We start from the raw sequence: 21,592 nt of genomic DNA on the forward strand, positions 1-21,592 counted from the left end.
TAATTAGTAAATTTAATTAACAAGAAGAAAATTGATATGACGAAAAAATTAAAGCGTGATTTGAAAGCTCGCCATTTAGCAATGATTGCTATTGGTGGCTCAATTGGTACAGGGCTATTTGTCGCTTCTGGTGCAACAGTTGCACAAGCAGGTCCAGGAGGCGCATTACTATCTTATGCTATTATCGGCATAATGGTTTATTTTTTAATGACTAGTCTTGGAGAGCTAGCTGCTTATCTTCCCGTTTCGGGAACCTTTGCAACTTATGGAGCACGTTATGTAGATGAAGCATTTGGTTTTGCCATTGGTTGGAACTATTGGTATAACTGGGCAATTACTGTTGCTGTTGACTTAGTTGCAGCACAATTAGTTATTTCCTATTGGTTCGATGCTGGTGCCTATAGTTGGTTATGGAGCTTATTGTTCCTAAGCATTATTTTTTGCTTAAACTATATTTCTGTAAAAGGATTTGGTGAAGCAGAATTTTGGTTTTCATTAATCAAAGTGGTCACCGTTATTTTATTTATTGTTGTTGGCTTATTAATGATAATTGGCATTTTAAAAGGTGCTGAAAATGCTGGTTGGCAAAATTGGGAAATAGAGGGGGCTCCATTTGTCGGTGGATTCTCATCAATGATCGGTGTGGCAATGGTTGTTGGATTCTCATTCCAAGGTACTGAGCTAATTGGTATTGCGGCGGGAGAATCTAAAGATCCAGAAAAAAATATACCAAAAGCAATGAAACAAGTTTTTTGGCGAATACTGCTATTTTATATCTTTGCCATCTTAGTAATTAGTTTAATTATTCCATACACTGATCCTAACTTACTTCGTAATGATGAAACGGATATCAGCGTTAGTCCATTTACCTTAGTTTTCCAACATGCAGGACTTTTATCCGCAGCGGCTATCATGAATGCGGTAATTTTAACATCGGTTCTTTCTGCAGGTAACTCTGGCTTATATGCTTCAACACGTATGTTATATGCATTAGCAAAAGAAGGTAAAGCACCTAAGATTTTCAGTCGATTATCTTCAACAGGCGTGCCTGATATGGCTTTATTTGCAACTACATTAGTGGCTATGCTCTGTTTCTTAACGTCGTTATACAAAGATCAAGTGGTTTATTTATGGCTACTAAATATGTCAGGTATGACAGGATTTATTGCATGGCTTGGTATTGCAATTAGCCACTATCGTTTTAGAAAAGGCTACGTCTCACAAGGACGAGATCTCAATAAATTACCTTACCGATCAAGTTGTTTCCCATTTGGTCCTATTTTTGCTTTTGTGCTTTGTTTGATTATTACACTCGGTCAAAATTATGAAGCATTTTTACAAGATACCATTGATTGGAATGGCGTTATTGCAACTTATATAGGTATCCCATTATTTCTTTCAATTTATTTTGGTTATAAGATTGTTAAAAAGACAAAATGGATAAAATACGATCAGATGGATTTTTCTCAAATGGACTAAACAAGTCACATCTAGATTAGATTGCACTTCCGTCGACATCTGTCGACGGAATTGTATTAAGAAAGAGAAAATAACCAATAAACTGGTTAATAATACAAAAACAACAAGTGCGATAACGATATTAGCGGCTACGGAATATGATACGTGCTTTTGAAAGATCGTAAGGTGTCATTTCAACAGTTACTTTATCGCCAGTAAGAATACGAATATAGTTCTTTCTCATCTTTCCAGAAATATGTGCAGTAACAACATGACCGTTTTCAAGTTCAACTCGGAACATCGTATTCGGAAGAGTATCAAGAATAGTACCTTGCATTTCAATGTTATCTTCTTTTGCCATTGGGGCCTCTTAAAATTAAATACAAATTAAATATACTCAAATCAATATTCCGATTTTCTTTATGTTTAATTAGAAAAGCGAATTTATCAACTAAATCACCAATTTTTGGTGTGTGCAAATTCATTGAATATGAGTATAGACACAGAACAGCTATAATCAGATTATCTAAATATAGCGGCAAAATAATGCCGAAAAAACTCACAGATGTAAAGTCATTTCTAACATTTCTTTGAATTATAAATTCCATGTTCATGTATGTAGTGCCAAACTTTGCTCGGTAACAACTTTTCACAGCATTGTTGATTATCGATATTTAGCCTTATTTCTGTCGCTGAAATCGATTCAAGTGGTGTATTAGCAAAATAGATATAACCATTTGGATAATGATGTAACGCTTGGCTATCTTTTGTTTGATGTTGATTAATCCATGCTTGCAAATTGCTATCATCGGTGGTTTGGGGATAATCTGGCCTTTTACAAATAAGCAAATGACAATAATCGAGCAACTTTTGCCACTCTTTCCAAGTGGGTAAATTAAGCAAAGAGTCTTGCCCTATAATAAAAGCCAAGCCTGATAGGGTACCATTTTGTTCACGCCATGCCCTAAGCGTATCAACAGTAAAAGAGGGTTGATTGTTTAGCTGTGGTTCTAATTCTCGTGTATCGATGGAAAAAAGCGAATAATCAGATATAGCTAATTTTAACATAGCTAAACGTTGTTCTGTTGTGGCTTCTGGCTGTGGTTTATGAGCAGGGATTCGATTTGGCAATAAACTAATATTATTCAATCCAACCTCTTTGGCTAAGGCTAAAGCAGGGCGCAAATGCCCATAATGGATTGGATCAAAGGTGCCACCAAAGAGTGCTGTTAACAATTATCTAATCCCATAAACTGCATAGTTAAATTCAACAGAGCATCCCAAATAGGTAAATCATTATTATGTTTTAAGCTAATCTCGATTTCAGTTAAAGTTGCCAATAGAGCAAATAGATGCTTGATATCGAATCGACTTAAATAAGCACTATACATCTTTCTTTTATTTTGCCAGATTCGATATTCGTCAAAAACTTGGCGCGGGGATTTTTCTGCTAAAGCCAATTTTAAATTGATCAACAAAATCAACTCACGTTGAATAATACGCAATAATATCAATGGCTCGAAATCATTCATTTTAAGCTGGTGTAACACATGCATTGCCCGCTTAGATTTATTGTAAACCATTGCATCAACCCAATGATAAGGCGAGAATATTGCTGAATCATTAATATTTGATTCTACTTGCTCATAATTAATTGTCTGATTAGGGTAAAGTAATTTTAATTGCTCAATAATTTGCGTTAAAGCCAACAAATTACCTTCATAATAATAACTAAGCAATTCAATTCCAGGTTGCTCAATTGTCATTTGCATTTGTTGCAAATAGGTTTTTATCCATGATGGCAATTGTGCTACTTCTGGCGTTGAACAATTCACAACCACTAAATTATCAGACAAAGCTTTATACCATGCTGAATTTTCTTGAGTCTTGGTAATCTTGACTAAGCTGATTATTAACCCGATATCAGGGGTTAACATTTCACATAACGTATTTAATTTTGTAGCAACTGAAACATTAAGCACACCTTCACCAATTTCTAAACAGAGCAAGGTTTTATTAGAAAACAAATTCATTGCCTGACAACTATCATACATTGCCGGCCAATCAGTTTGAGCGTTTATCGTGAAAGAAAGTTGCTCGTCATATCCAGCTTGTTTAAAAGCTTTACGTAACTCAGTTTGCGCATAATGTTGCAAGTAAGGATCACTACCTAAAATTAAATAATAGGGTGATCCTAACTGATGGATGATTTTTTCTGCACTAATTTTTTTCATCGTTAATTAGGTGTATCAACCGATTTTAATTTACGGATGATCTGTTTTGCAGCCTGCTTATACATTTCGTCTTCAATTAGATTTTGCTCGACTGTTTTCGCAAGAGCTGCGGCTGGATTATCAAAGAACGTACGGAAAACACGAACATTAATTGGATGAATTTGTTCACCCGCAATTACTACTTGAGCTTGAATCGTTAGTACTAATTGATATTCTGCTGCTTTACCATCTTGATAAATGGATATGGTGCTTTTACTCAATGAATCACCCACTATTCTGAGTGATGGGTAATTGGCCGGATCATTAATATTAGCCAAAGTTACTTTATTATCGCGTAGCAACTCTTTAATATTTCTCGATAAACGACCATAAGGATCACCACTAACATATGAAAGCGTTTTAAATCGAGCAGGGACTTCAGTTTCATACTGCAAATGAAATCCACATCCCGTTAGCGATATCGCCAATAACATCAGTAAAGCTAAATATTTTTTCATTGGTATTACCACCTATATCCAAGTTATCCAACAATATTAACTTACAACCAGATTCAATAATTTACCTGGTACATAAATCACTTTGCGAATTGTGGCATCAGCTAAGTATTTTTCAATATTTGGCTCTTGTTTAGCTTGCTCTACAACATAATCTTGCTGAGCATCAGCAGGTACAGTAAATTTACCACGCACTTTACCATTGATTTGCACAACAATTAATTTTTCGTCTTCAATCATAGCTGACTCATCAGCAACTGGCCATGAAGAATTATCAATTGTTTCATTATGACCTAATGCTTGCCACATAACAAAACAAGCGTGTGGCATCATAGGATAAAGTAATCGAACTACTGCATTTAAAGACTCATCCATCAATGCGCGATCTTGATCAGTGTCTTGTGGTGCTTTTTGTAAGCGATTCATAAACTCCATCACCGCAGCAATAGCTGTATTGAAAGTTTGACGACGACCAATATCATCACTCACTTTAGCAATTGTTTTATGTAATTCACGACGTAAAGCTTTCTGATCAGCATTCAATTTAGCGATATCGAGCGCAGCAGTTTTACCAAGTTGAGAATGCTCAAAAACTAAACGCCAAACACGTTTAATAAATCGATTAGCCCCCTCAACACCGGATTCTTGCCATTCAAGCGTCATATCAGCTGGGGATGCGAACATCATAAATAAACGAACAGTATCAGCTCCGTATTTTTCTACCATCTCTTGTGGATCAATACCGTTGTTTTTCGATTTTGACATCTTAGTCATACCAGCATGAACAAGTTCATTGCCTTTACTATCTATTGCTTTAGCAATACGGCCTTTATCATCACGTTCAATGGTCACCTCGGTTGGTGAAACCCAAATACGCTCGTTAGTTGGGCTGGTATAATAAAAAGCATCAGCTAAAACCATACCTTGGCAAAGTAAACGTTTAGCAGGCTCATCTGATTTAACCAAACCGAAATCACGCATCAATTTATGGAAGAATCGGAAATAAAGTAAATGCATAATCGCATGTTCGATACCACCAACATACTGATCAACAGGTAACCAATAATTAGCTGCTTTTTCATCTAACATACCTTTGTCATAATGCGGGCAAGTATAGCGAGCATAATACCAAGATGACTCCATAAAGGTATCGAAAGTATCTGTTTCTCGAAGGGCTGGTTGACCATTAACAGTTGTTTTTGCCCACTCGGGATCGGCTTTAATAGGACTGGTTATCCCATTCATTTCAACATTTTCAGGTAAAATGACGGGAAGTTGATCTTCAGGTGTTGGGATCGTAGTGCCATCTTCAAGCGTCACCATTGGAATCGGCGCTCCCCAATAACGTTGGCGAGAAACACCCCAATCGCGTAAACGGTAATTCACTTTACGGTTACCAATACCTAACCCAATAAGTTTATCGGCGATAGCATTGAAAGCTTGATCAAAATCAAGACCATCAAACTCACCTGAATTAAATAATTTACCGTGCTCAGTATAAGCTTGCTCAGAAAGGTCAGGAGCCTCGCCATCTTGATTTAAGATAACGGGTTTAATTGGTAAATTATATTTTGATGCAAATTCATAATCGCGTTCATCGTGACCCGGTACAGCCATCACAGCACCAGTACCATATTCAATTAATACAAAATTAGCGATCCAAACTGGAACCTTATTACCGGTTAATGGATGGATGGCAAAAAATCCAGTCGCCATACCTTTCTTTTCCATTGTAGCCATATCAGCTTCAGCGGTTTTCGTGGTTTTACATTCAGCAATAAACTCAGCAATTTTAGGATTGTTTTGCGCAGCTAATTGAGCAAGAGGATGCTCAGCCGCCACAGATACAAAACTCACACCCATTAACGTATCAGGGCGAGTAGTATAAACGCGTAACTTATCGCTATAATTTTCAACAGCAAAGTCAAATTCCACCCCTTCAGAACGACCAATCCAGTTACGTTGCATGGTCTTAACTTGTTCTGGCCAACTCTCAAGAGTATCTAAATCATTCAATAACTCATCAGCATAATCAGTGATTTTAATAAACCATTGTGGAATCTCTTTACGCTCAACCGGAGTATTACAACGCCAACAACAACCTTCAACTACTTGCTCATTAGCTAGAACAGTTTGATCGTTAGGGCACCAGTTAACAGCTGAAGTCTTTTTATAAACTAAACCTTTCTCAAATAATTTAGTAAAAAACCATTGCTCCCATTTGTAATACTCAGGACGACAAGTCGTAACTTCGCGGTCCCAATCATAACCAAAACCCAGTAATTGCAACTGCTTTTTCATATAAGCAATATTTTCATAAGTCCATTTAGCTGGTGCTGTATTATTTTTAACGGCTGCGCCTTCTGCTGGCAATCCAAATGCATCCCAACCGATTGGCTGTAAAACATTCTTGCCGTTTAAGCGTTGATAACGTGAGATCGTATCACCGATTGTATAATTACGGACATGACCAAGATGCAAACGACCTGAAGGATAAGGAAGCATCGACAAACAGTAATACTTCTCTTTAGATGGATCTTCAGTAACGTGGAAAGTTTTCTCTTCTTGCCAATGTTGTTGTACTTTGGCTTCAATTTCATCTGGGCGATATTGTTCTTGCATGACGAATTAATGTCCTATCTATTATTGCTAATAAAAAATAATCTGCTAATTGTATTGGTTATTGGCACGTTTTACAAACGATATATGAAACAAGGAGGATGATTTGATACCAATATTGATATGAATTAAAATCAATAAAGTTAACAATAAAAATAAAAAAAGAAATAAATCTTTGCTTCCCAGTATATATTAAAAAAACTTAAGATATATTTCTAAAAAATATCAGGAATAGTTTATGGAAAATCGTACATTTGAATTTCGCTGTTTCACTCGGCGCTCATTTATAAGTTTAATGATACTCATTTGTTGCTTTGGTGTTTTAGTCCTTGGTTGTCTCATGTATTTATTTTTCTCTGATGCGATCATGCTGATGATTCCCAACCAATACTTTGAGGTTATTTTTATTGTTGGACTCCTTTTTCCGGAATTATTTTCTGTCTTTCTATTTGCTATATGTATTGCTCGCTTGTTCCGTAAAAAAATGACGATCAATGTCAATTCATATTCGATTAGTATTGATGACCATAAAAAATTGAATCAAACGTTTCAATGGTCAGCATTACAAACAGTAATAATGCTTAAAAGTACCGTAGTGCTATATCACACGATTATTTTGGAGTTTGATAATAAGCTTATTAATATGATGGTGGCAAAAAGTATATATTTATCCAAAAAAGATATTGATCAATTTCTTCAATTTATACAATATGTCGATGAACAAATTATAAAACCAGATTTTACATTATCCTCATCGGATACAACGTTATCAACTAAACTTACCCAAGAACTAACAAAAGCATTAACAAATACAAATTATGATCATGGAGAATACCGTTATTTATATGTTAGAAAGTAACTCATGGGCATATATTGTTTATAAATTACTGATAAAAAAATGGCTATTTAAATATTTAAATAGCCATTATTTTTTAGATCTGAACTAAATTAACCACCATTAAATACACTTAAGAAGCGAGAAAAGTAAGATTTCTTCTCTTCAACAGGCATATTTTCAAGATTAGCTTGTATCAGTTTATCGACTTTTTGGCTTTCGTCAGTCAAACCTAATTCATTATAAGCATTACTCAATAACGATAATGCTGTTTTTGTTGAATCAGTATCAGGAAATAACGCTAACATTTGAATGACTCGATTTACCACGGCAACATAAGCGCCACGGTTAGTATAATATTGAGCCACTTTTAACTCATAGCGAGCGATACGGTTCTTTAAATATACTAAACGTTTTTTTGCATCAGCGGCATAACTACTAGTTGGAAAACTAGAAACCAAATAAGTAAAATCTTTAAATGCTGCCATCGCAAATTCAGGATCACGATCTGAACGATCAACATTAAACCAACCCTGAATAGTATTATCATTTTGCGCCATATTGTTAATACCGCGCATATAAATCACCCAATCGATATTCGGATGGGTTGGATTTAATTTTAAAAAGCGGTCAATTGACGCAATGGCCATAGGATAATCCGCATTTTTATAATAAGCATAAATCAAATCGAGTTGGACTTGTTGTGAATAAGGTCCAAAAGGATAATTTTTATCAATCGTTTCTAAAACAGTAATACTCGATTTTAAATTCCCACCTTCAAGCTCAGTTTTGGCTTTATTGTGTAACTCAATTTCTGATACATTTTCAACATCAGGCTTTGTACTCGTACAACCAATTAGCGCGCTACTTAAAGCGATGGCTAACAAAGTATTTAAACGAAGTTTCATTCAGTTTTAATCCAAAATATAATTAAACATTAAAGGCAATGATTAGTATATAATACTCTAAATCATAACAGCTTAAAATAGATAAATTACACATGCACAAGTTAAAACTTTCATCAGAAATAGAACCAACACAACTTGGAATGCGTCTGGATCAAGCTTTATCGGAGCTTTTCCCTGATTACTCAAGATCTAGAATTAAAGAATGGATCGTCAATAATCACGTGTTAGTTAATAATAATATTGTAAATAAACCCAAAGAAAAAGTTCTCGGTGGAGAAAAAATTACTATAGACGTTGAAATCGAAGAAGAAACATATCACCAACCTGAAAATATCGAACTCAATATTGTTTATGAAGATGATGATATCTTGGTTATCAACAAACCTCGAGATCTTGTTGTTCACCCCGGCGCAGGTAACCCAAATGGTACAGTGCTAAACGCATTACTTTATCACTATCCTGATATTTCAAGAGTACCAAGAGCGGGTATTGTTCATCGCTTAGATAAAGACACAACTGGGCTAATGGTCGTTGCTAAAACCATCGAGGCACAAACCCACCTAGTTGAATCCCTACAACGTCGTGAAATTACACGTGAATATGAAGCAGTAGCGATGGGAATCATTACAGCAGGTGGCACAATCGACCAGCCGATCACTCGCCATCCTACTAAACGAACGCATATGGCCGTATTCCCGACAGGAAAGCCAGCGGTAACCCATTATCGAGTCATGGAAAAATATCGACTTCATACTCGACTACGGCTAAGGCTAGAAACTGGCCGAACTCACCAAATTCGTGTACATATGGCTCATATCGCGCACCCACTCGTTGGTGATCCACTTTATGGCGGACGACCAAGACCGCCAAAAGGCGCGAGTGAATCCTTTATCCAAACGCTACGCGAATTTGATCGTCAAGCTTTACATGCAACAATGCTACGTTTATATCATCCAATTACAGGTGAACTTATGGAATGGCATGCGCCAATACCGGATGATATGTTAACACTAATTCATGCGTTACAAGAAGATACAGAACTTCATAAAGATGAACTTGATTGGTAAATAAAAATGATTAAATCAATATATCCTTATTGGCCTGCACCGAGTAATGTTCGCGCTTTCACCTCCACTCGTATTGGAGGGGTAAGCCTTCCCCCTTTTGACAGCTTAAATTTAGGCAGTCGAACAGGGGATGACTTAAATAACATCGTAGAAAATAGAAATCGCTTAATACAAGCTGAAAAAGTACCGAGTGAACCTTATTGGTTAAATCAAACACACAGTACAACTGTCCTAGATATCACAAAAGTAAAACCAGCAATCAATGCGACACGATTTGAAGCTGATGGCTCCTACACTAAGCAAGCTAATCAAGTCAGTGTAGTTTTAACTGCTGATTGTATGCCGGTACTATTTTGCTCAGTTAAAGGCGATCAAGTTGCTGCTGCTCATGCGGGTTGGCGAGGACTATGCCATGGTATTTTAGAAGAAACCGCAAAAAAATTTCAATGCAACACCAATGAAATTCTCGTCTGGCTAGGACCAGCAATCAGTGCACAAAAATTTGAAGTAGGTATTGAAGTTAAAGAACAATTTGAAGAGTATGACAAAAATGCTCACCATGCATTCAAATTTATCGAAGGCAAAAAATATCTGGCCGACCTTTACATGATAGCTAAACAGCGATTAAACGCGATCGGAATTACTCAAATTTATGGTGGTAATTATTGCACGTATACTGAGCGCGATCTGTTTTACTCCTATCGAAGAGAAAACAAAACGGGAAGAATGGCGACAATGATATGGTTTGAAGAAAAGTGATAAACCACTAGTTTAATGGCAGTTAATAAAAAACTACTCAATATCAGCAAACTTATGAGTCTGTAAACTTAACAGCCATTTATTATCGATACGATTATGGTTAATCTGACCTAACAACTCAATGGTATCAAACATATTCATCTCACCATTTATCTCGCAAGGAGACAAATAGTAACGCTTAGCTTCAATATGCTGTTCAATGAAGTGACAAAAATCGATAAAGCCCGCTTGTTTTTCAGCGACGATTCGAACTTCATTGGCAGTTGATTGCAAAATGTTTTGGTAACGGCTTTGATAACAAAATTTAGGACTCAGTGCAACATAATCAATTAATGGATCAACCTTACCCAGCCCATTACTCTCAATAGCAATATAATAACCAGCCTGCTTCAAATGGGACAACAATATAGGTAAATCTCTAACCATAGTAGGCTCACCACCAGTGATAATAATATTAGAACTCTTATATTGCCCGACCATCGCCAGTAATTGCTCTAACGAAAAGCGCTTAAAATGACGAAAATTAGTATCGCACCAACTACAATTCAAATTACAACCAGCAAACCGAATAAAAATAGCAGGCATACCCGTATTATAACCTTCGCCCTGTAAAGATTCGAAGATTTCAACAATGCGATACTCAATCATTTTTCGCTCCGATGATACTCACAATAAGAAGAGGGGGTCTCCCAAAGCTTAATCATCGACACCGGCAAAAACTGAGACAAACGTTCGAAAATAAATTTACTCATTCCTTCCGCCGTAGTACGGCAAGGAAAAGCAAAAACTTTACGTTCCATTTGTTCTAAAAGCATAGCTATTTTGCGTTCATTAGCATTATCTTGATGATAAAGATAAGCATGATCCAATTGATCAACAATCTGCTGTTTTACAATCAACTTAAGATCTGCATAATCCATTACCATATCAGCGCTGGATCCACTGGAAATAAGATCATCGCTGATCTCGACTAACAAACGGTAGGTATGACCATGAAGGTTATGACATTTTCCATTATGCCCATCAAGCATATGACAAGCATCGAATTGAAACTCTTTAGCAATTTTAAACATATAATTTCCTAGTTTTTTTACGTGGGATGGATCACGAACCACGGTGGGCTAACTTAAAAGCGAGGCTAATATAAAGGATAAAAACCCATGTGTCACCTAAATTTTCTCAACCTTATTGATTAATCGATGATTTTTCAAGCTACTTTATCTTTCGCGAAGAAACGAGTAATATATATACAGCTTTGTTTCAAAAAATCGTCAAAAATATTGTTAATCAGCTCTTGAAATTTATTCTTCCACACTTATTTAGTGAATATGCAAATGGATTGAATGTTTTAAACATTTAAACCAAATCTATTGCTTAGGAGATAAATAATATGAGGTTAGATAAACTCACAAACAAGTTTCAACAAGCTTTAGCTGATGCTCAATCAATGGCATTAGGTAAAGACAATCAATACATAGAGCCTATACATGTGCTATCAGCCATGTTAAACCAAGAAGGAAGCAGTATAAATCCATTACTTGCTGCTTCAGGCGCGAATGTTGCGACATTACAACAAGAACTAAATCAAGCAATCGAACGCTTACCACAAGTTCAAGGTATCGGTGGTGAAGTTATACCATCACAAGAATTTATTAAAATCTTAAATTTATGCGATAAATTATCCCAAAAAAATGGCGATAGCTACATCTCGTCTGAACTATTTATATTAGCGGCATTAGATGAAAAAGGAAGCCTAGCAGATATCTTAAAAAAAGCAGGCGTTACTAAAGAAAAATTTAGCCAAGCTGTTAACCAAGTGAGAGGAAGTGATAACGTGAACGATCCTAATGCTGAAGATCAACGTGGTGCATTAAAAAAATACACCATTGACCTAACTGAACGCGCAGAACAAGGAAAACTTGACCCAGTAATCGGTCGTGATGAAGAAATTCGTCGCACAATACAAGTATTACAACGTAGAACTAAAAACAACCCAGTACTCATTGGTGAACCAGGTGTTGGTAAAACCGCTATTGTTGAAGGACTTGCACAACGAATTGTTAACCGAGAAGTGCCAGAAGGATTACGTAACAAGCGCGTATTATCATTAGATATGGGCGCATTAATTGCTGGTGCTAAATATCGTGGTGAATTTGAAGAACGCTTAAAAGCGGTATTAAAAGATATTGCCAAAGCGGAAGGCAGCATAATTTTATTTATTGATGAAATTCACACCATGGTTGGTGCAGGTAAAAGTGATGGGGCGATGGATGCTGGAAACATGTTAAAACCAGCATTAGCTCGAGGTGAACTTCACTGCGTAGGGGCAACTACACTTGATGAATATCGTCAATACATAGAAAAAGATCCAGCATTAGAACGTCGATTCCAAAAGGTCTATGTAGCAGAACCAACAGTTGAAGACACGATCGCAATCTTACGTGGCTTAAAAGAGCGCTATGAACTGCATCACCACGTACAAATTACTGATCCAGCCATTGTCGCTGCTGCAACTTTATCGCATCGTTACATCTCTGATCGAATGTTACCCGATAAAGCGATCGACTTAATCGACGAAGCAGCATCAAGCATCCGTATGCAAATGGATTCAAAACCAGAATCATTGGATCGACTTGAAAGACGTATTATCCAACTCAAACTTGAACAACAAGCGCTCAAGAAAGAGTCTGATGATGCAAGTAAAAAACGACTAGAGATGTTAAACGATGAACTTGCTGAAAAAGAAAAGGATTATGCATCACTTGAAGAAGAGTGGAAGTCAGAGAAGGCTGCACTTTCGGGCACTCAAAATATCAAGGCGGAGCTGGAAAAAGCGCGTACCGAGATAGAACAAGCTCGCCGAATGGGTGACTTGAACAAAATGTCCGAATTACAATATGGCAAAATTCCAGAGTTAGAAAAGAAACTGGCTTCTGCAACGCAATTAGAAGGCAAAACCATGAAGTTATTGCGTAACAAAGTCACCGATAACGAAATTGCCGAAGTGCTATCTAAAGCAACGGGTATTCCTGTATCAAGAATGCTTGAAAGCGAAAAAGATAAACTACTTCACATGGAAGAAGCCTTACACAAACGTGTAATCGGTCAAGACGAAGCGGTTGTTGCCGTTGCTAATGCGATTCGTCGCAGTCGAGCAGGGCTATCTGACCCTAACAAACCGATTGGATCCTTCCTATTTTTAGGACCAACAGGGGTAGGTAAAACTGAACTTTGTAAAGCCTTAGCTAACTTCATGTTTGACAGTGAAGATGCAATGGTTCGAATTGACATGTCCGAATTCATGGAAAAACATTCCGTGGCTCGATTAATCGGTGCGCCTCCTGGATATGTTGGTTATGAAGAAGGTGGCTATTTAACTGAAGCAGTAAGACGTCGACCATACTCCGTCATCCTACTTGATGAAGTTGAAAAAGCGCACCCAGATGTATTTAATATTTTATTACAAGTGCTTGATGATGGCCGATTAACTGATGGACAAGGCAGAACTGTGGATTTTAGAAACACAGTCATTATCATGACATCTAACTTAGGTTCAGACCTAATTCAAGGTCACGTCGAACTAAGTTATGACGAAATGAAAGCTTTAGTTATGACAGTGGTAACCCAACATTTCAGACCGGAATTTATTAACCGAATTGATGAAACAGTGGTATTCCACCCACTAGGTCAAGAAAACATTAAAGCAATTGCAAAAATACAACTCGCTCATGTTGAAAAACGCCTAGAAGAACGTGGATATGAAATGGATATCTCTGATAGTGCACTAGAACAACTTGCCAAAGTTGGCTTCGACCCAATTTATGGTGCAAGACCATTAAAACGTGCAATACAGCAAGAGATTGAAAACCCACTAGCTCAACAAATTTTATCGGGTAAATTAGTGCCTGGTAAAAAGATTCATCTAGACGTAGATGATGGAAATATTGTTGCAAAACAATAAGGTTACTTACTTATTGCGTCGAATAGGCAACAATATAAATAAGCCAAAAAGCCTGAAAAGAAATTTTCAGGCTTTTTTATCACTAAAATTGCGCCATGCACATCTCAATTAAATAAAAAAAAGTTGAGGAGCGGGGTTTTTGAGGTGTTAATTGCAGGAATAATTAGAAAATAAAAATCCTGAAAGCTTCTTGTCAGACTTTTTTGTAGAAAATCTTAAAACTTAAAATTGACAGTTCAACTAATCAGAAAAAATGCTTGTCTTAAATTTATAACCTAAATAACCGCCTTATTGACTATAAAAATTGGTAATATTTTGGGTTTAATCCTTTCAATTAATAAAAAAGGTGGAATTAAATGTTCATCTCTATTTCGGCTTTATCATATTGTTTCTCTATAGAGAATTTGGCAAAATGAATAAAAAGCCAGTTAATTCATTCTAAAGGACACAAATATGATCAAGTTAATCATCACTGATTTAGATGGAACATTCTTAAATAGCCAAGGCGACTATGACCGTACATTGTTTACCCAAGTCTATGACCTTATGGCAAAACAAAACGTCCAATTTGTTGCATGTACTGGAAAACAGTGTGAACGAGTAGAAGAACTCTTTGCCGATTATCTCGATAAAATTTGGATAGTAGGCGATAGTGCCACCACAATCAAACATAAAGGTGAATTTATCTATCGCTCTTTTATCGAAAATCAACTTGGTCAACGTATCATCAAAACCCTTGAACAAGCCAGTCAAGAGCATGTCATCATTGCATGTACTGCAAAAGGTGCAGTAATCAAATCTAATTTGCCTGCACACCTAAAACAAAAAGTCCGAGGATCGTATGCAACAATCATCGAAGTGGATGATTTTAAAACTGTCGCTGACGACTTTATCAAAATTACGGTGTATGACGAAAAAGAACAATGCCCACAAACACGCAAGCACCTAACACCGTATGATAATGACGTTTACATCGTCGTATCAGAAGCCGCTTGGATAGATATCACAGAACACAACGTCCACAAAGGCAACACCATCAAAAAACTACAACAAATCCTAAATATCACCTATCAGGAAACAATGGCATTTGGTGATGGGCTCAACGACATAGAACTACTCGAACAAGCCAATTACAGCTTCGCAATGCGTAATGCTTTCGACGAAACTAAAGCAGTAGCTAAATTTATTACTGGTTCAAATAATGAAAGTGCCGTAATGACAACAATACAACTTATGTTAGCACTTCAATAAAAAATTGAGGAGCGGGGTTTTTAAGACTTCAAAAACCCCGCTCCTCAACTTTATTTATTCTCAATTTGCCACTGATTTATCTCATCTAAAAGCAATAATTAAAATACTGCTCGGATTAAATCATCGTCATATAAACCTGATTATTGAGTAAATTCTTCGGATCAAACTGTTGCTTGATAGCGTGCATAAGTTGGCGATTGGCTTTGGGAATAGCATCATTATAATAGCTCACTTTCGCTGTACCAATGCCATGTTCTGCCGAAGGTAATCCACCAAGTTCAAGGCATTTTTGATAAAGAGCTTGATGAACTTGCTGTAGATCGGTATCCCACTGTTTATCATCACGATCATTACGCAAAATGCATAGATGAATATTTCCATCACCAGCGTGACCAAAGGCTAACATGCGTACCTTGGTTTTTGCTTCAAGCTGTTTGGTGAAGTGAATAAAATCGGCAATACGATTTATTGGAACCACAATATCAATTGGATCTTGTTCGGTCACTGCCTCAACCGCTCGCACCAATGAACCGCGAATCGTCCAAATTTGACTAGCTTGATTGCTATCTTCAGCAACAAAATAGTCACAGTCACCTAAATTCGCTAATAATTGCTTACGTTGCTGTTCGACGGATTGTTGATCTGATCCATCAAGCATAATAATCAAATAAGCTTGGCTATTAGGTAGTGGGAATTGAAATCCTGAATACTTTTCGCCCCATTGTGCAACTTTACGTTCCACAAACTCTAGCGCGGTTGGCGTTAGGGTATGTAAAATGGTTGTGATACTGGCAATAGCCTGCTCAATAGTATTAAAACCAACAACAAATGTTTGAGATACTTTCGGCTTGGCGATCAGTTTTAATGTACATTGGGTAATGATGCCTAAAGTACCTTCACTGCCAATAAACAGATGCTTTAAAGCAAGCCCAGTATTGTCCTTAACATTTTTACTGCCAATATTTAACACACTCCCATCTGCCATCACCACCTCAAGTGCTTGCACATAGTCACGAGTTACACCGTATTTTACCGCACGCATCCCTCCTGCATTAGTACTGATATTTCCGCCAATAGTGGAGGTTTTAGCGCCCGGATCAGGTGGATAAAAAAGATCATACTGCTCAACAAACTGTTGTAAATCCTGCAATAAAATGCCGGGCTGTACCGTAATAGTGAAAGTTTCCTTGTCTAACTCAACAATCTCATTCATCAATGATAAATCAAGAATAATGCCACCATTAGGAATGGTTGAACCCACTAAATTCGTCCCAGCACCGCGAGTGGTAATATTCAGATTATTGGCATTGGCAAATTTAACCACATCCGCTACTTCTTCGGTTGTTTTAGGATAAACTAATATATCAGCCTGCCCATATTTAAGCTTTAAACCATCGGTCAAGTAGGATTGTGGGATGGCATCTGCCAAAACAATGCGTTTTGAATCTTTAATGATAAGATTGTTCATACTAAATTACCCACTATTTATCGCTTCTATCAAAGTGATTGGCTAACTTGTCACCGAGGTATTGAATCACCATCACAATAAAAATAAGAATAACAATACACAAAATAAGCACCTCGGTTACATAGCGTTGATAACCATAGCTGATCGCCAAATCACCAATACCACCGCCACCAACAACCCCAGCCATTGAGCTAAAGCTGATAAGTGAAATTGTGGTAACTGTTGCGTGTCGTATTAATTGCGCCATTGCCTCAGGAAACAATATCCCAAAAATAATACGCATATGTGATGCACCACTTGCTACCGCAGCTTCGATCACGCCTTTATCAATTTGGCTAAAAGCGTTTTCTGCTAATCGTGCATAAAATGCAATAGCGGCAAGTGAAAGCGGTAAAATTACCGCTTTAGGGCCAACTGCGGTATCAACCAATAGCGCGCCTAAAGGTAACACCGTAACCATTAGGATTAAAAATGGAATTGAACGGGTTGCATTGACAATAAAATTCGCAATACTGTTAATGATTCTATTTTTAAAGAAGAATTGATTTGACATTAAAAACAGCAATAATCCGATTAATGTGCCGAAGATCAAACCAGCTAATAATGACCAACTTACCATAATGAATGTCTCGTAAGCGGCTTTCCATAACATTTGCGCTATTTCGTTAATGGTGAGTTTAATCATTAGTTTATTTCCTCAATAATAACTTCTTGATCGGCCAATTTGGTGATTAAATTTTGGATATTAGTCGATTCACCAATAAGCTCGATCACCAAATTACCTAAAGCTTGATTGTCGAAATATTCAATAAACCCATGCAAAATATTAAATGACACACCCGTTTCAATCGCTGATTGATACAGAATTGGCTGGGTAGTGTTTTCATTAATGTAGCGCAAACGGACCAATTTTCCTTTTACATTTTGCTTTATAATATCTGGCAAATGGGTATTTTCATCGATATTAAGAAATTCTTGTGTGAATGGCTGTTTAGGGCAGGCAAAAAGGTTAAACGTGGTATTCATTTCGACAATTTCACCTTGTGACATTACTGCAACTCGGTGGCAGATTTTTTTAACCACATCAATTTCATGGGTGATTAAAACAATAGTTAAACCAAATTTTTGATTAAGCTGTTTTAACAAATCAAGAATCGCGCTGGTAGTAGTTGGATCTAAAGCACTGGTGGCTTCATCACACAACAAAATTTTGGCGTCATTAGCCAGCGCTCTGGCAATACCGACTCGTTGCTTTTGCCCACCACTGAGTTCAGCAGGGTAGGCATTCGCTTTATCACTTAACCCAACTAAAGCAAGCAATTCGTTGACTCTATTTTTAACCGCATCGCCTTTTTTACCAGCGGCTTTAAGCACAAAGGCAATATTTTCATAAACGGTTTTTGATGATGCTAAATTAAAGTTCTGAAAAATCATCCCAACATGAAAACGAAACGCTTGCAATTCACGCCCACGTAAGGTTTGTATATCAACACCATTAATAATAACTTGCCCGGACGAAGGTTCAGCAAGCCGATTAAGCGTTCTTACTAAAGTACTTTTTCCCGCACCGCTCGAACCAATGATCCCGAAGATCTCGCCTTGATTGACATCAAACGAGACCTTTTTAACCGCTTCAACAACTTGATCTTTGGCTTTAAATCTTACAGAAACATCTTTTACTTGAATTAAAGTCTGCATAATTAAAATAACTGATAATCAGGTTTTTGGAAGGTATAGAAAATACCGTTTTTATCATTAATGACTTGAGCAAACTCAGGTGATTTAAGCACGTCGATAATGTCTTTACCTAATGTATCTTTTGATTCAGTGCGAATCGCAATTACATTTTTATGATCTTTATCTAACACTTCATGATAAAGCGCTTTAGAAAGATCTAAACCCGCACCAATTGCATAATTACCATTAACCACTGATAACGCAACATTGTCAAGCGAACGTGGAGTTTGTGGTGCTTCAATTGGCACAATCTCTAAACCATAACGGTTTTCGATAATGTTTTTAGGGGTTAAATTGTTTTTATCCACATTTGGATCAAGCTTAATCAACCCAGCTGCTTCTAAAATGCGTAAAGCACGAGCTTCGTTAGTCACATCGCTTGAAATAGTCACTTGATCGCCTTGTTTTAATTGCGAAAAGTCAGTAATTTTATTTGAATAAATTCCTGCGCCAGCTGTTGGTACAAAACCAATCGCCATAATATCTAAATTACGCGCTTGCTTAAAATTATTAAGATAAGTTAAATGTTGAAATAAATTAACATCAATATCTCTATTTGCTAATGCTAAGTTTGGTTGAACATAATCGCTAAATTCACGAATTTCGATATGGTAACCTTTCTTTTCTAATCCAGGCGCAATAGCTTGTTTAAACATGTCGCCATAAGGACCCGCTGCAACACCAACTGTAATTTGATTCTCTTTTTTAGCATTATCACAACCAGTTAATACTGAAGTTAAAATGACTAAACTTGCCACAATTAATTTTTTAAACATAATAATTTTTCCTTAAGTTTGGATAATCTTTCTAAAGCTGCAATCAGCGTTGGTTCTTGTTTAGCAAAATGGAAACGAATATAACGATATTCAGGATGTTTAAAAAAGGCCGATCCCGGCACAGCTGCTACGCCGACTTCTTTAATTAACCATTCGCAAAATTCAAAATCGGTCTTAAATGGATTAAACGCCGAAATATCCACTAAAACATAATACGCACCTTGAGGCTCATAATAAGCAAGGCCTAACTCATCTAATCCGTTCAAAAATAAACGGCGCTTAGCGGTGTAAGTTTCGGTCAATTGTTGATAATAATCATCCCCTAAAGCTAACCCTGCACAAGCTGCTTTTTGTAGTGGGGCAGCAGCGCCAACGGTAAGAAAATCATGGATCATCTTACAACCATCTATAATTCTTTTATCAGCAATAATATAACCAAGGCGCCAACCGGTTATCGAATAGGTTTTCGACAACGAGCTACAACAAATAGTCCGCTCTTTCATATTTGGAAAACCTGCCAAATAAAGATGTTTATGCGGAGCATAAACCATATGCTCATACACTTCATCGGTAATAATGTAGGCATCAAACTCAATCGCCAATTGACTTATATAATCAAGCTCATCCTTAGTAAATACCTTGCCACAAGGATTGCTAGGATTACATAAAATCAACGCCTTAGCGCCTTGTTCAAAAGCTTCACGAAGTTGCTGTTTATCAAATTCAAATGTCGGCGGGATCAAAGGCACATAAATTGGGGTGGCATCAGAAAGAATGGCGTCCGCTCCGTAATTCTCATAAAACGGCGAAAAGATAATAACTTTATCTTTTGGATTACAAACCGTCATTACCGCACACATCATCGCCTCGGTACTACCACAAGTTACCAACACGTTTTCGTCTGGGTTGATATCAATTTGCATTAACTTTTGTTGCTTTTTAGCTAACAGACGCCGAAACTCAGCCGATCCCCAAGTGATCTCATATTGATGAGGACCACAATCGGCAGCTTGTTTTAATGCATCGATTAAAGGTTTCGGCGGATCAAAATCTGGAAAACCCTGTGACAAATTGATAGCTTGATATTGATTAGCGATCCGAGTCATCCGACGGATAACCGAATCGGAAAAGTGATCGAGTCGATAGGCTAGTTTATGCATTGTTTTTTATATATTAAAATTATGAAGTTGGAGATTATAATATAAATCTTTCTATAACGGTTAAATAATATATTTATATATAGTTATATTTTTTTCTTATAACGGAATCGAAAATAGCGACTAGAATTTGAAAAAGTTGAGGAACGGGGTTTTTGAGCTTCTAAATTCCACTTCAAAATTATTTAATGATCAACATCATTAATTTTAAACGATAAGATAACATTTTTTAAGATCAATAATTATGATTATTAAAGTTTTGTAAATGTTACATTTCCAATTAAAACAATGGGTAGTTGTTTTTCAATCATGTTTTTTCATGATCATCTTTACGAAAGTTAACGATATAAGGTAAAAAAAGTATTGCACCTGGTTTTTTCAGTCACTATACTTTTTGCATAATTTTAGCGGGATAGCTAAAACAATAAATAGAAAAATAGTAAATAAATCATAAATATACTTGACAGGATTGTCGCAGATGTTCTATAATTTTCAACAGGCAACAGGCAACAGGCAACTTGGCCAACCTCTAATTTAAATTCGCTAAACTTAAGCGCTCAATCTTCATTTTTCACAAAAGTTCATTTTTTCGCTAAATTCAGCGAAATTTCCAAAATTTTTGCGCGATCTTTTTTACGATCCTTTAAACGATCTCTTTTATCGGAGTTGATCTTTCTCGGCTTGTTTTTTTTGATCCCTTTATCTAGCCATGCATTAACCTCTAAAACAACCAATATAATTCATGGTAGTGTGCCGTATCTAACTTACGATGGTGGTCATACTCGTATTGTTGATACTGAAGGTTTATTAAGTATTACGCTATCCAATGGAATGCAATACACACCATCAACGAATAATTCATCCAGAA

Annotated in this window: 18 protein-coding genes, 1 pseudogene and 1 riboswitch; of the genes and pseudogenes, 6 read left to right on the forward strand and 13 right to left on the reverse strand. The window is 36.7% G+C overall.

Annotated elements, in window-relative coordinates:
* The first annotated feature begins 15 nt into the window (after window positions 1-15).
* On the forward strand, window positions 16-1,479 hold the full coding sequence (locus J3T98_RS07660) for an amino acid permease (protein ID WP_255561404.1): 1,464 nt from the start codon (window positions 16-18) through the stop codon (window positions 1,477-1,479).
* Window positions 1,480-1,600: 121 nt separating this feature from the next.
* Here the strand turns inward: J3T98_RS07660 and infA are convergent, their stop codons facing one another.
* The 5 genes from infA to leuS all read right to left on the reverse strand — a co-directional run bounded on the left by infA (window position 1,601) and on the right by leuS (window position 6,808).
* Window positions 1,601-1,819: a translation initiation factor IF-1 gene (gene infA, locus J3T98_RS07665; RefSeq protein ID WP_025315083.1), complete on the reverse strand. Its 219-nt coding sequence runs from the start codon at window positions 1,817-1,819 to the stop codon at window positions 1,601-1,603.
* A gap of 218 nt (window positions 1,820-2,037) precedes the next feature.
* Window positions 2,038-2,694 carry a nicotinate-nucleotide adenylyltransferase gene (nadD, locus tag J3T98_RS07670; RefSeq protein WP_267362544.1) on the reverse strand — a complete coding sequence of 219 codons (657 nt, stop codon included), beginning with the start codon at window positions 2,692-2,694 and terminating at the stop codon, window positions 2,038-2,040.
* A complete protein-coding gene (gene holA, locus J3T98_RS07675; RefSeq protein WP_267337390.1) occupies window positions 2,688-3,692 on the reverse strand; it encodes a DNA polymerase III subunit delta in 1,005 nt (334 codons plus the stop codon). Before holA ends, nadD begins: the two co-directional genes overlap by 7 nt.
* 2 nt (window positions 3,693-3,694) lie before the next feature.
* Window positions 3,695-4,189 (reverse strand): LPS assembly lipoprotein LptE, encoded by a 495-nt coding sequence (gene lptE / locus J3T98_RS07680; protein ID WP_065562599.1) that lies wholly within the window; start codon window positions 4,187-4,189, stop codon window positions 3,695-3,697.
* Window positions 4,190-4,225: 36 nt separating this feature from the next.
* On the reverse strand, window positions 4,226-6,808 hold the full coding sequence (gene leuS / locus J3T98_RS07685) for a leucine--tRNA ligase (RefSeq protein ID WP_267362545.1): 2,583 nt from the start codon (window positions 6,806-6,808) through the stop codon (window positions 4,226-4,228).
* A 235-nt stretch (window positions 6,809-7,043) separates the two neighbouring features.
* Between leuS and J3T98_RS07690 the strand changes: the two genes are divergently transcribed.
* Window positions 7,044-7,664, forward strand: a complete 621-nt coding sequence (locus tag J3T98_RS07690) for a hypothetical protein (RefSeq protein ID WP_267362546.1) — start codon at window positions 7,044-7,046, stop codon at window positions 7,662-7,664.
* A 161-nt stretch (window positions 7,665-7,825) separates the two neighbouring features.
* Here J3T98_RS07690 and bamD read toward each other — a convergent pair.
* Window positions 7,826-8,548 (reverse strand): annotated as a pseudogene (bamD, locus tag J3T98_RS07695) (outer membrane protein assembly factor BamD); the annotation flags it as partial.
* Between the two features lie 92 nt (window positions 8,549-8,640).
* Between bamD and rluD the strand changes: the two are divergent.
* Window positions 8,641-9,615 (forward strand): 23S rRNA pseudouridine(1911/1915/1917) synthase RluD, encoded by a 975-nt coding sequence (rluD, locus tag J3T98_RS07700; protein WP_065562595.1) that lies wholly within the window; start codon window positions 8,641-8,643, stop codon window positions 9,613-9,615.
* A 6-nt stretch (window positions 9,616-9,621) separates the two neighbouring features.
* A complete protein-coding gene (gene pgeF, locus J3T98_RS07705) occupies window positions 9,622-10,374 on the forward strand; it encodes a peptidoglycan editing factor PgeF (RefSeq protein ID WP_267337386.1) in 753 nt (250 codons plus the stop codon).
* A 33-nt stretch (window positions 10,375-10,407) separates the two neighbouring features.
* On the opposite strand, the gene J3T98_RS07710 is transcribed toward pgeF, so the two are convergent.
* Window positions 10,408-11,022, reverse strand: a complete 615-nt coding sequence (locus J3T98_RS07710) for a 7-carboxy-7-deazaguanine synthase QueE (protein ID WP_065562593.1) — start codon at window positions 11,020-11,022, stop codon at window positions 10,408-10,410.
* On the reverse strand, window positions 11,019-11,447 hold the full coding sequence (queD, locus tag J3T98_RS07715; protein ID WP_065562592.1) for a 6-carboxytetrahydropterin synthase QueD: 429 nt from the start codon (window positions 11,445-11,447) through the stop codon (window positions 11,019-11,021). The genes J3T98_RS07710 and queD overlap by 4 nt, the downstream gene beginning before the upstream one ends.
* A gap of 2 nt (window positions 11,448-11,449) precedes the next feature.
* Window positions 11,450-11,495, reverse strand: a riboswitch (PreQ1 riboswitch).
* A gap of 269 nt (window positions 11,496-11,764) precedes the next feature.
* Between queD and clpB the strand changes: the two genes are divergently transcribed.
* Together clpB and J3T98_RS07725 are read left to right on the forward strand one after the other, a co-directional pair.
* A complete protein-coding gene (gene clpB / locus J3T98_RS07720) occupies window positions 11,765-14,335 on the forward strand; it encodes an ATP-dependent chaperone ClpB (protein WP_065562591.1) in 2,571 nt (856 codons plus the stop codon).
* Window positions 14,336-14,788: 453 nt separating this feature from the next.
* Window positions 14,789-15,586 carry a Cof-type HAD-IIB family hydrolase gene (locus J3T98_RS07725; RefSeq protein WP_065733887.1) on the forward strand — a complete coding sequence of 266 codons (798 nt, stop codon included), beginning with the start codon at window positions 14,789-14,791 and terminating at the stop codon, window positions 15,584-15,586.
* Window positions 15,587-15,701: 115 nt separating this feature from the next.
* On the opposite strand, the gene J3T98_RS07730 is transcribed toward J3T98_RS07725, so the two are convergent.
* The 5 genes from J3T98_RS07730 to J3T98_RS07750 are packed head-to-tail and all read right to left on the reverse strand — an operon-like array spanning window position 15,702 to window position 20,727.
* Window positions 15,702-17,054: an FAD-binding oxidoreductase gene (locus J3T98_RS07730; protein WP_267362548.1), complete on the reverse strand. Its 1,353-nt coding sequence runs from the start codon at window positions 17,052-17,054 to the stop codon at window positions 15,702-15,704.
* A gap of 13 nt (window positions 17,055-17,067) precedes the next feature.
* Entirely contained in the window at window positions 17,068-17,739 is a 672-nt protein-coding gene (locus tag J3T98_RS07735; RefSeq protein ID WP_416380622.1) for a methionine ABC transporter permease, read from the reverse strand.
* On the reverse strand, window positions 17,739-18,752 hold the full coding sequence (locus J3T98_RS07740) for a methionine ABC transporter ATP-binding protein (protein ID WP_220225878.1): 1,014 nt from the start codon (window positions 18,750-18,752) through the stop codon (window positions 17,739-17,741). The genes J3T98_RS07735 and J3T98_RS07740 overlap by 1 nt, the downstream gene beginning before the upstream one ends.
* A 2-nt stretch (window positions 18,753-18,754) precedes the next feature.
* On the reverse strand, window positions 18,755-19,567 hold the full coding sequence (locus J3T98_RS07745) for a MetQ/NlpA family ABC transporter substrate-binding protein (protein WP_065733890.1): 813 nt from the start codon (window positions 19,565-19,567) through the stop codon (window positions 18,755-18,757).
* The gene (locus tag J3T98_RS07750) at window positions 19,552-20,727 is read right to left on the reverse strand and encodes a pyridoxal phosphate-dependent aminotransferase (protein ID WP_267357356.1); all 1,176 of its coding nucleotides are present in this window, start codon (window positions 20,725-20,727) and stop codon (window positions 19,552-19,554) included. The genes J3T98_RS07745 and J3T98_RS07750 overlap by 16 nt, the downstream gene beginning before the upstream one ends.
* Window positions 20,728-21,592 lie beyond the last annotated feature (865 nt).

The organism is Gilliamella sp. B2772 (genome assembly GCF_026536985.1).
Classification (GTDB): Bacteria; Pseudomonadota; Gammaproteobacteria; order Enterobacterales; family Orbaceae; genus Gilliamella; species Gilliamella apicola_E.

Excerpts from the sequence above, each read along its gene's own strand:
- J3T98_RS07740 (WP_220225878.1), bottom strand. The coding sequence starts at position 18,752 with ATGCAGACTTTAATTCAAGTAAAAGATGTTTCTGTAAGATTTAAAGCC.
- J3T98_RS07750 (WP_267357356.1), bottom strand. The coding sequence starts at position 20,727 with ATGCATAAACTAGCCTATCGACTCGATCACTTTTCCGATTCGGTTATC.
- J3T98_RS07710 (WP_065562593.1), bottom strand. The coding sequence starts at position 11,022 with ATGATTGAGTATCGCATTGTTGAAATCTTCGAATCTTTACAGGGCGAA.
- clpB (WP_065562591.1), top strand. The coding sequence starts at position 11,765 with ATGAGGTTAGATAAACTCACAAACAAGTTTCAACAAGCTTTAGCTGAT.
- lptE (WP_065562599.1), bottom strand. The coding sequence starts at position 4,189 with ATGAAAAAATATTTAGCTTTACTGATGTTATTGGCGATATCGCTAACG.
- J3T98_RS07690 (WP_267362546.1), top strand. The coding sequence starts at position 7,044 with ATGGAAAATCGTACATTTGAATTTCGCTGTTTCACTCGGCGCTCATTT.
- J3T98_RS07725 (WP_065733887.1), top strand. The coding sequence starts at position 14,789 with ATGATCAAGTTAATCATCACTGATTTAGATGGAACATTCTTAAATAGC.
- J3T98_RS07735 (WP_416380622.1), bottom strand. The coding sequence starts at position 17,739 with ATGATTAAACTCACCATTAACGAAATAGCGCAAATGTTATGGAAAGCC.
- J3T98_RS07730 (WP_267362548.1), bottom strand. The coding sequence starts at position 17,054 with ATGAACAATCTTATCATTAAAGATTCAAAACGCATTGTTTTGGCAGAT.
- rluD (WP_065562595.1), top strand. The coding sequence starts at position 8,641 with ATGCACAAGTTAAAACTTTCATCAGAAATAGAACCAACACAACTTGGA.
- J3T98_RS07745 (WP_065733890.1), bottom strand. The coding sequence starts at position 19,567 with ATGTTTAAAAAATTAATTGTGGCAAGTTTAGTCATTTTAACTTCAGTA.
- infA (WP_025315083.1), bottom strand. The coding sequence starts at position 1,819 with ATGGCAAAAGAAGATAACATTGAAATGCAAGGTACTATTCTTGATACT.
- leuS (WP_267362545.1), bottom strand. The coding sequence starts at position 6,808 with ATGCAAGAACAATATCGCCCAGATGAAATTGAAGCCAAAGTACAACAA.
- holA (WP_267337390.1), bottom strand. The coding sequence starts at position 3,692 with ATGAAAAAAATTAGTGCAGAAAAAATCATCCATCAGTTAGGATCACCC.
- queD (WP_065562592.1), bottom strand. The coding sequence starts at position 11,447 with ATGTTTAAAATTGCTAAAGAGTTTCAATTCGATGCTTGTCATATGCTT.
- pgeF (WP_267337386.1), top strand. The coding sequence starts at position 9,622 with ATGATTAAATCAATATATCCTTATTGGCCTGCACCGAGTAATGTTCGC.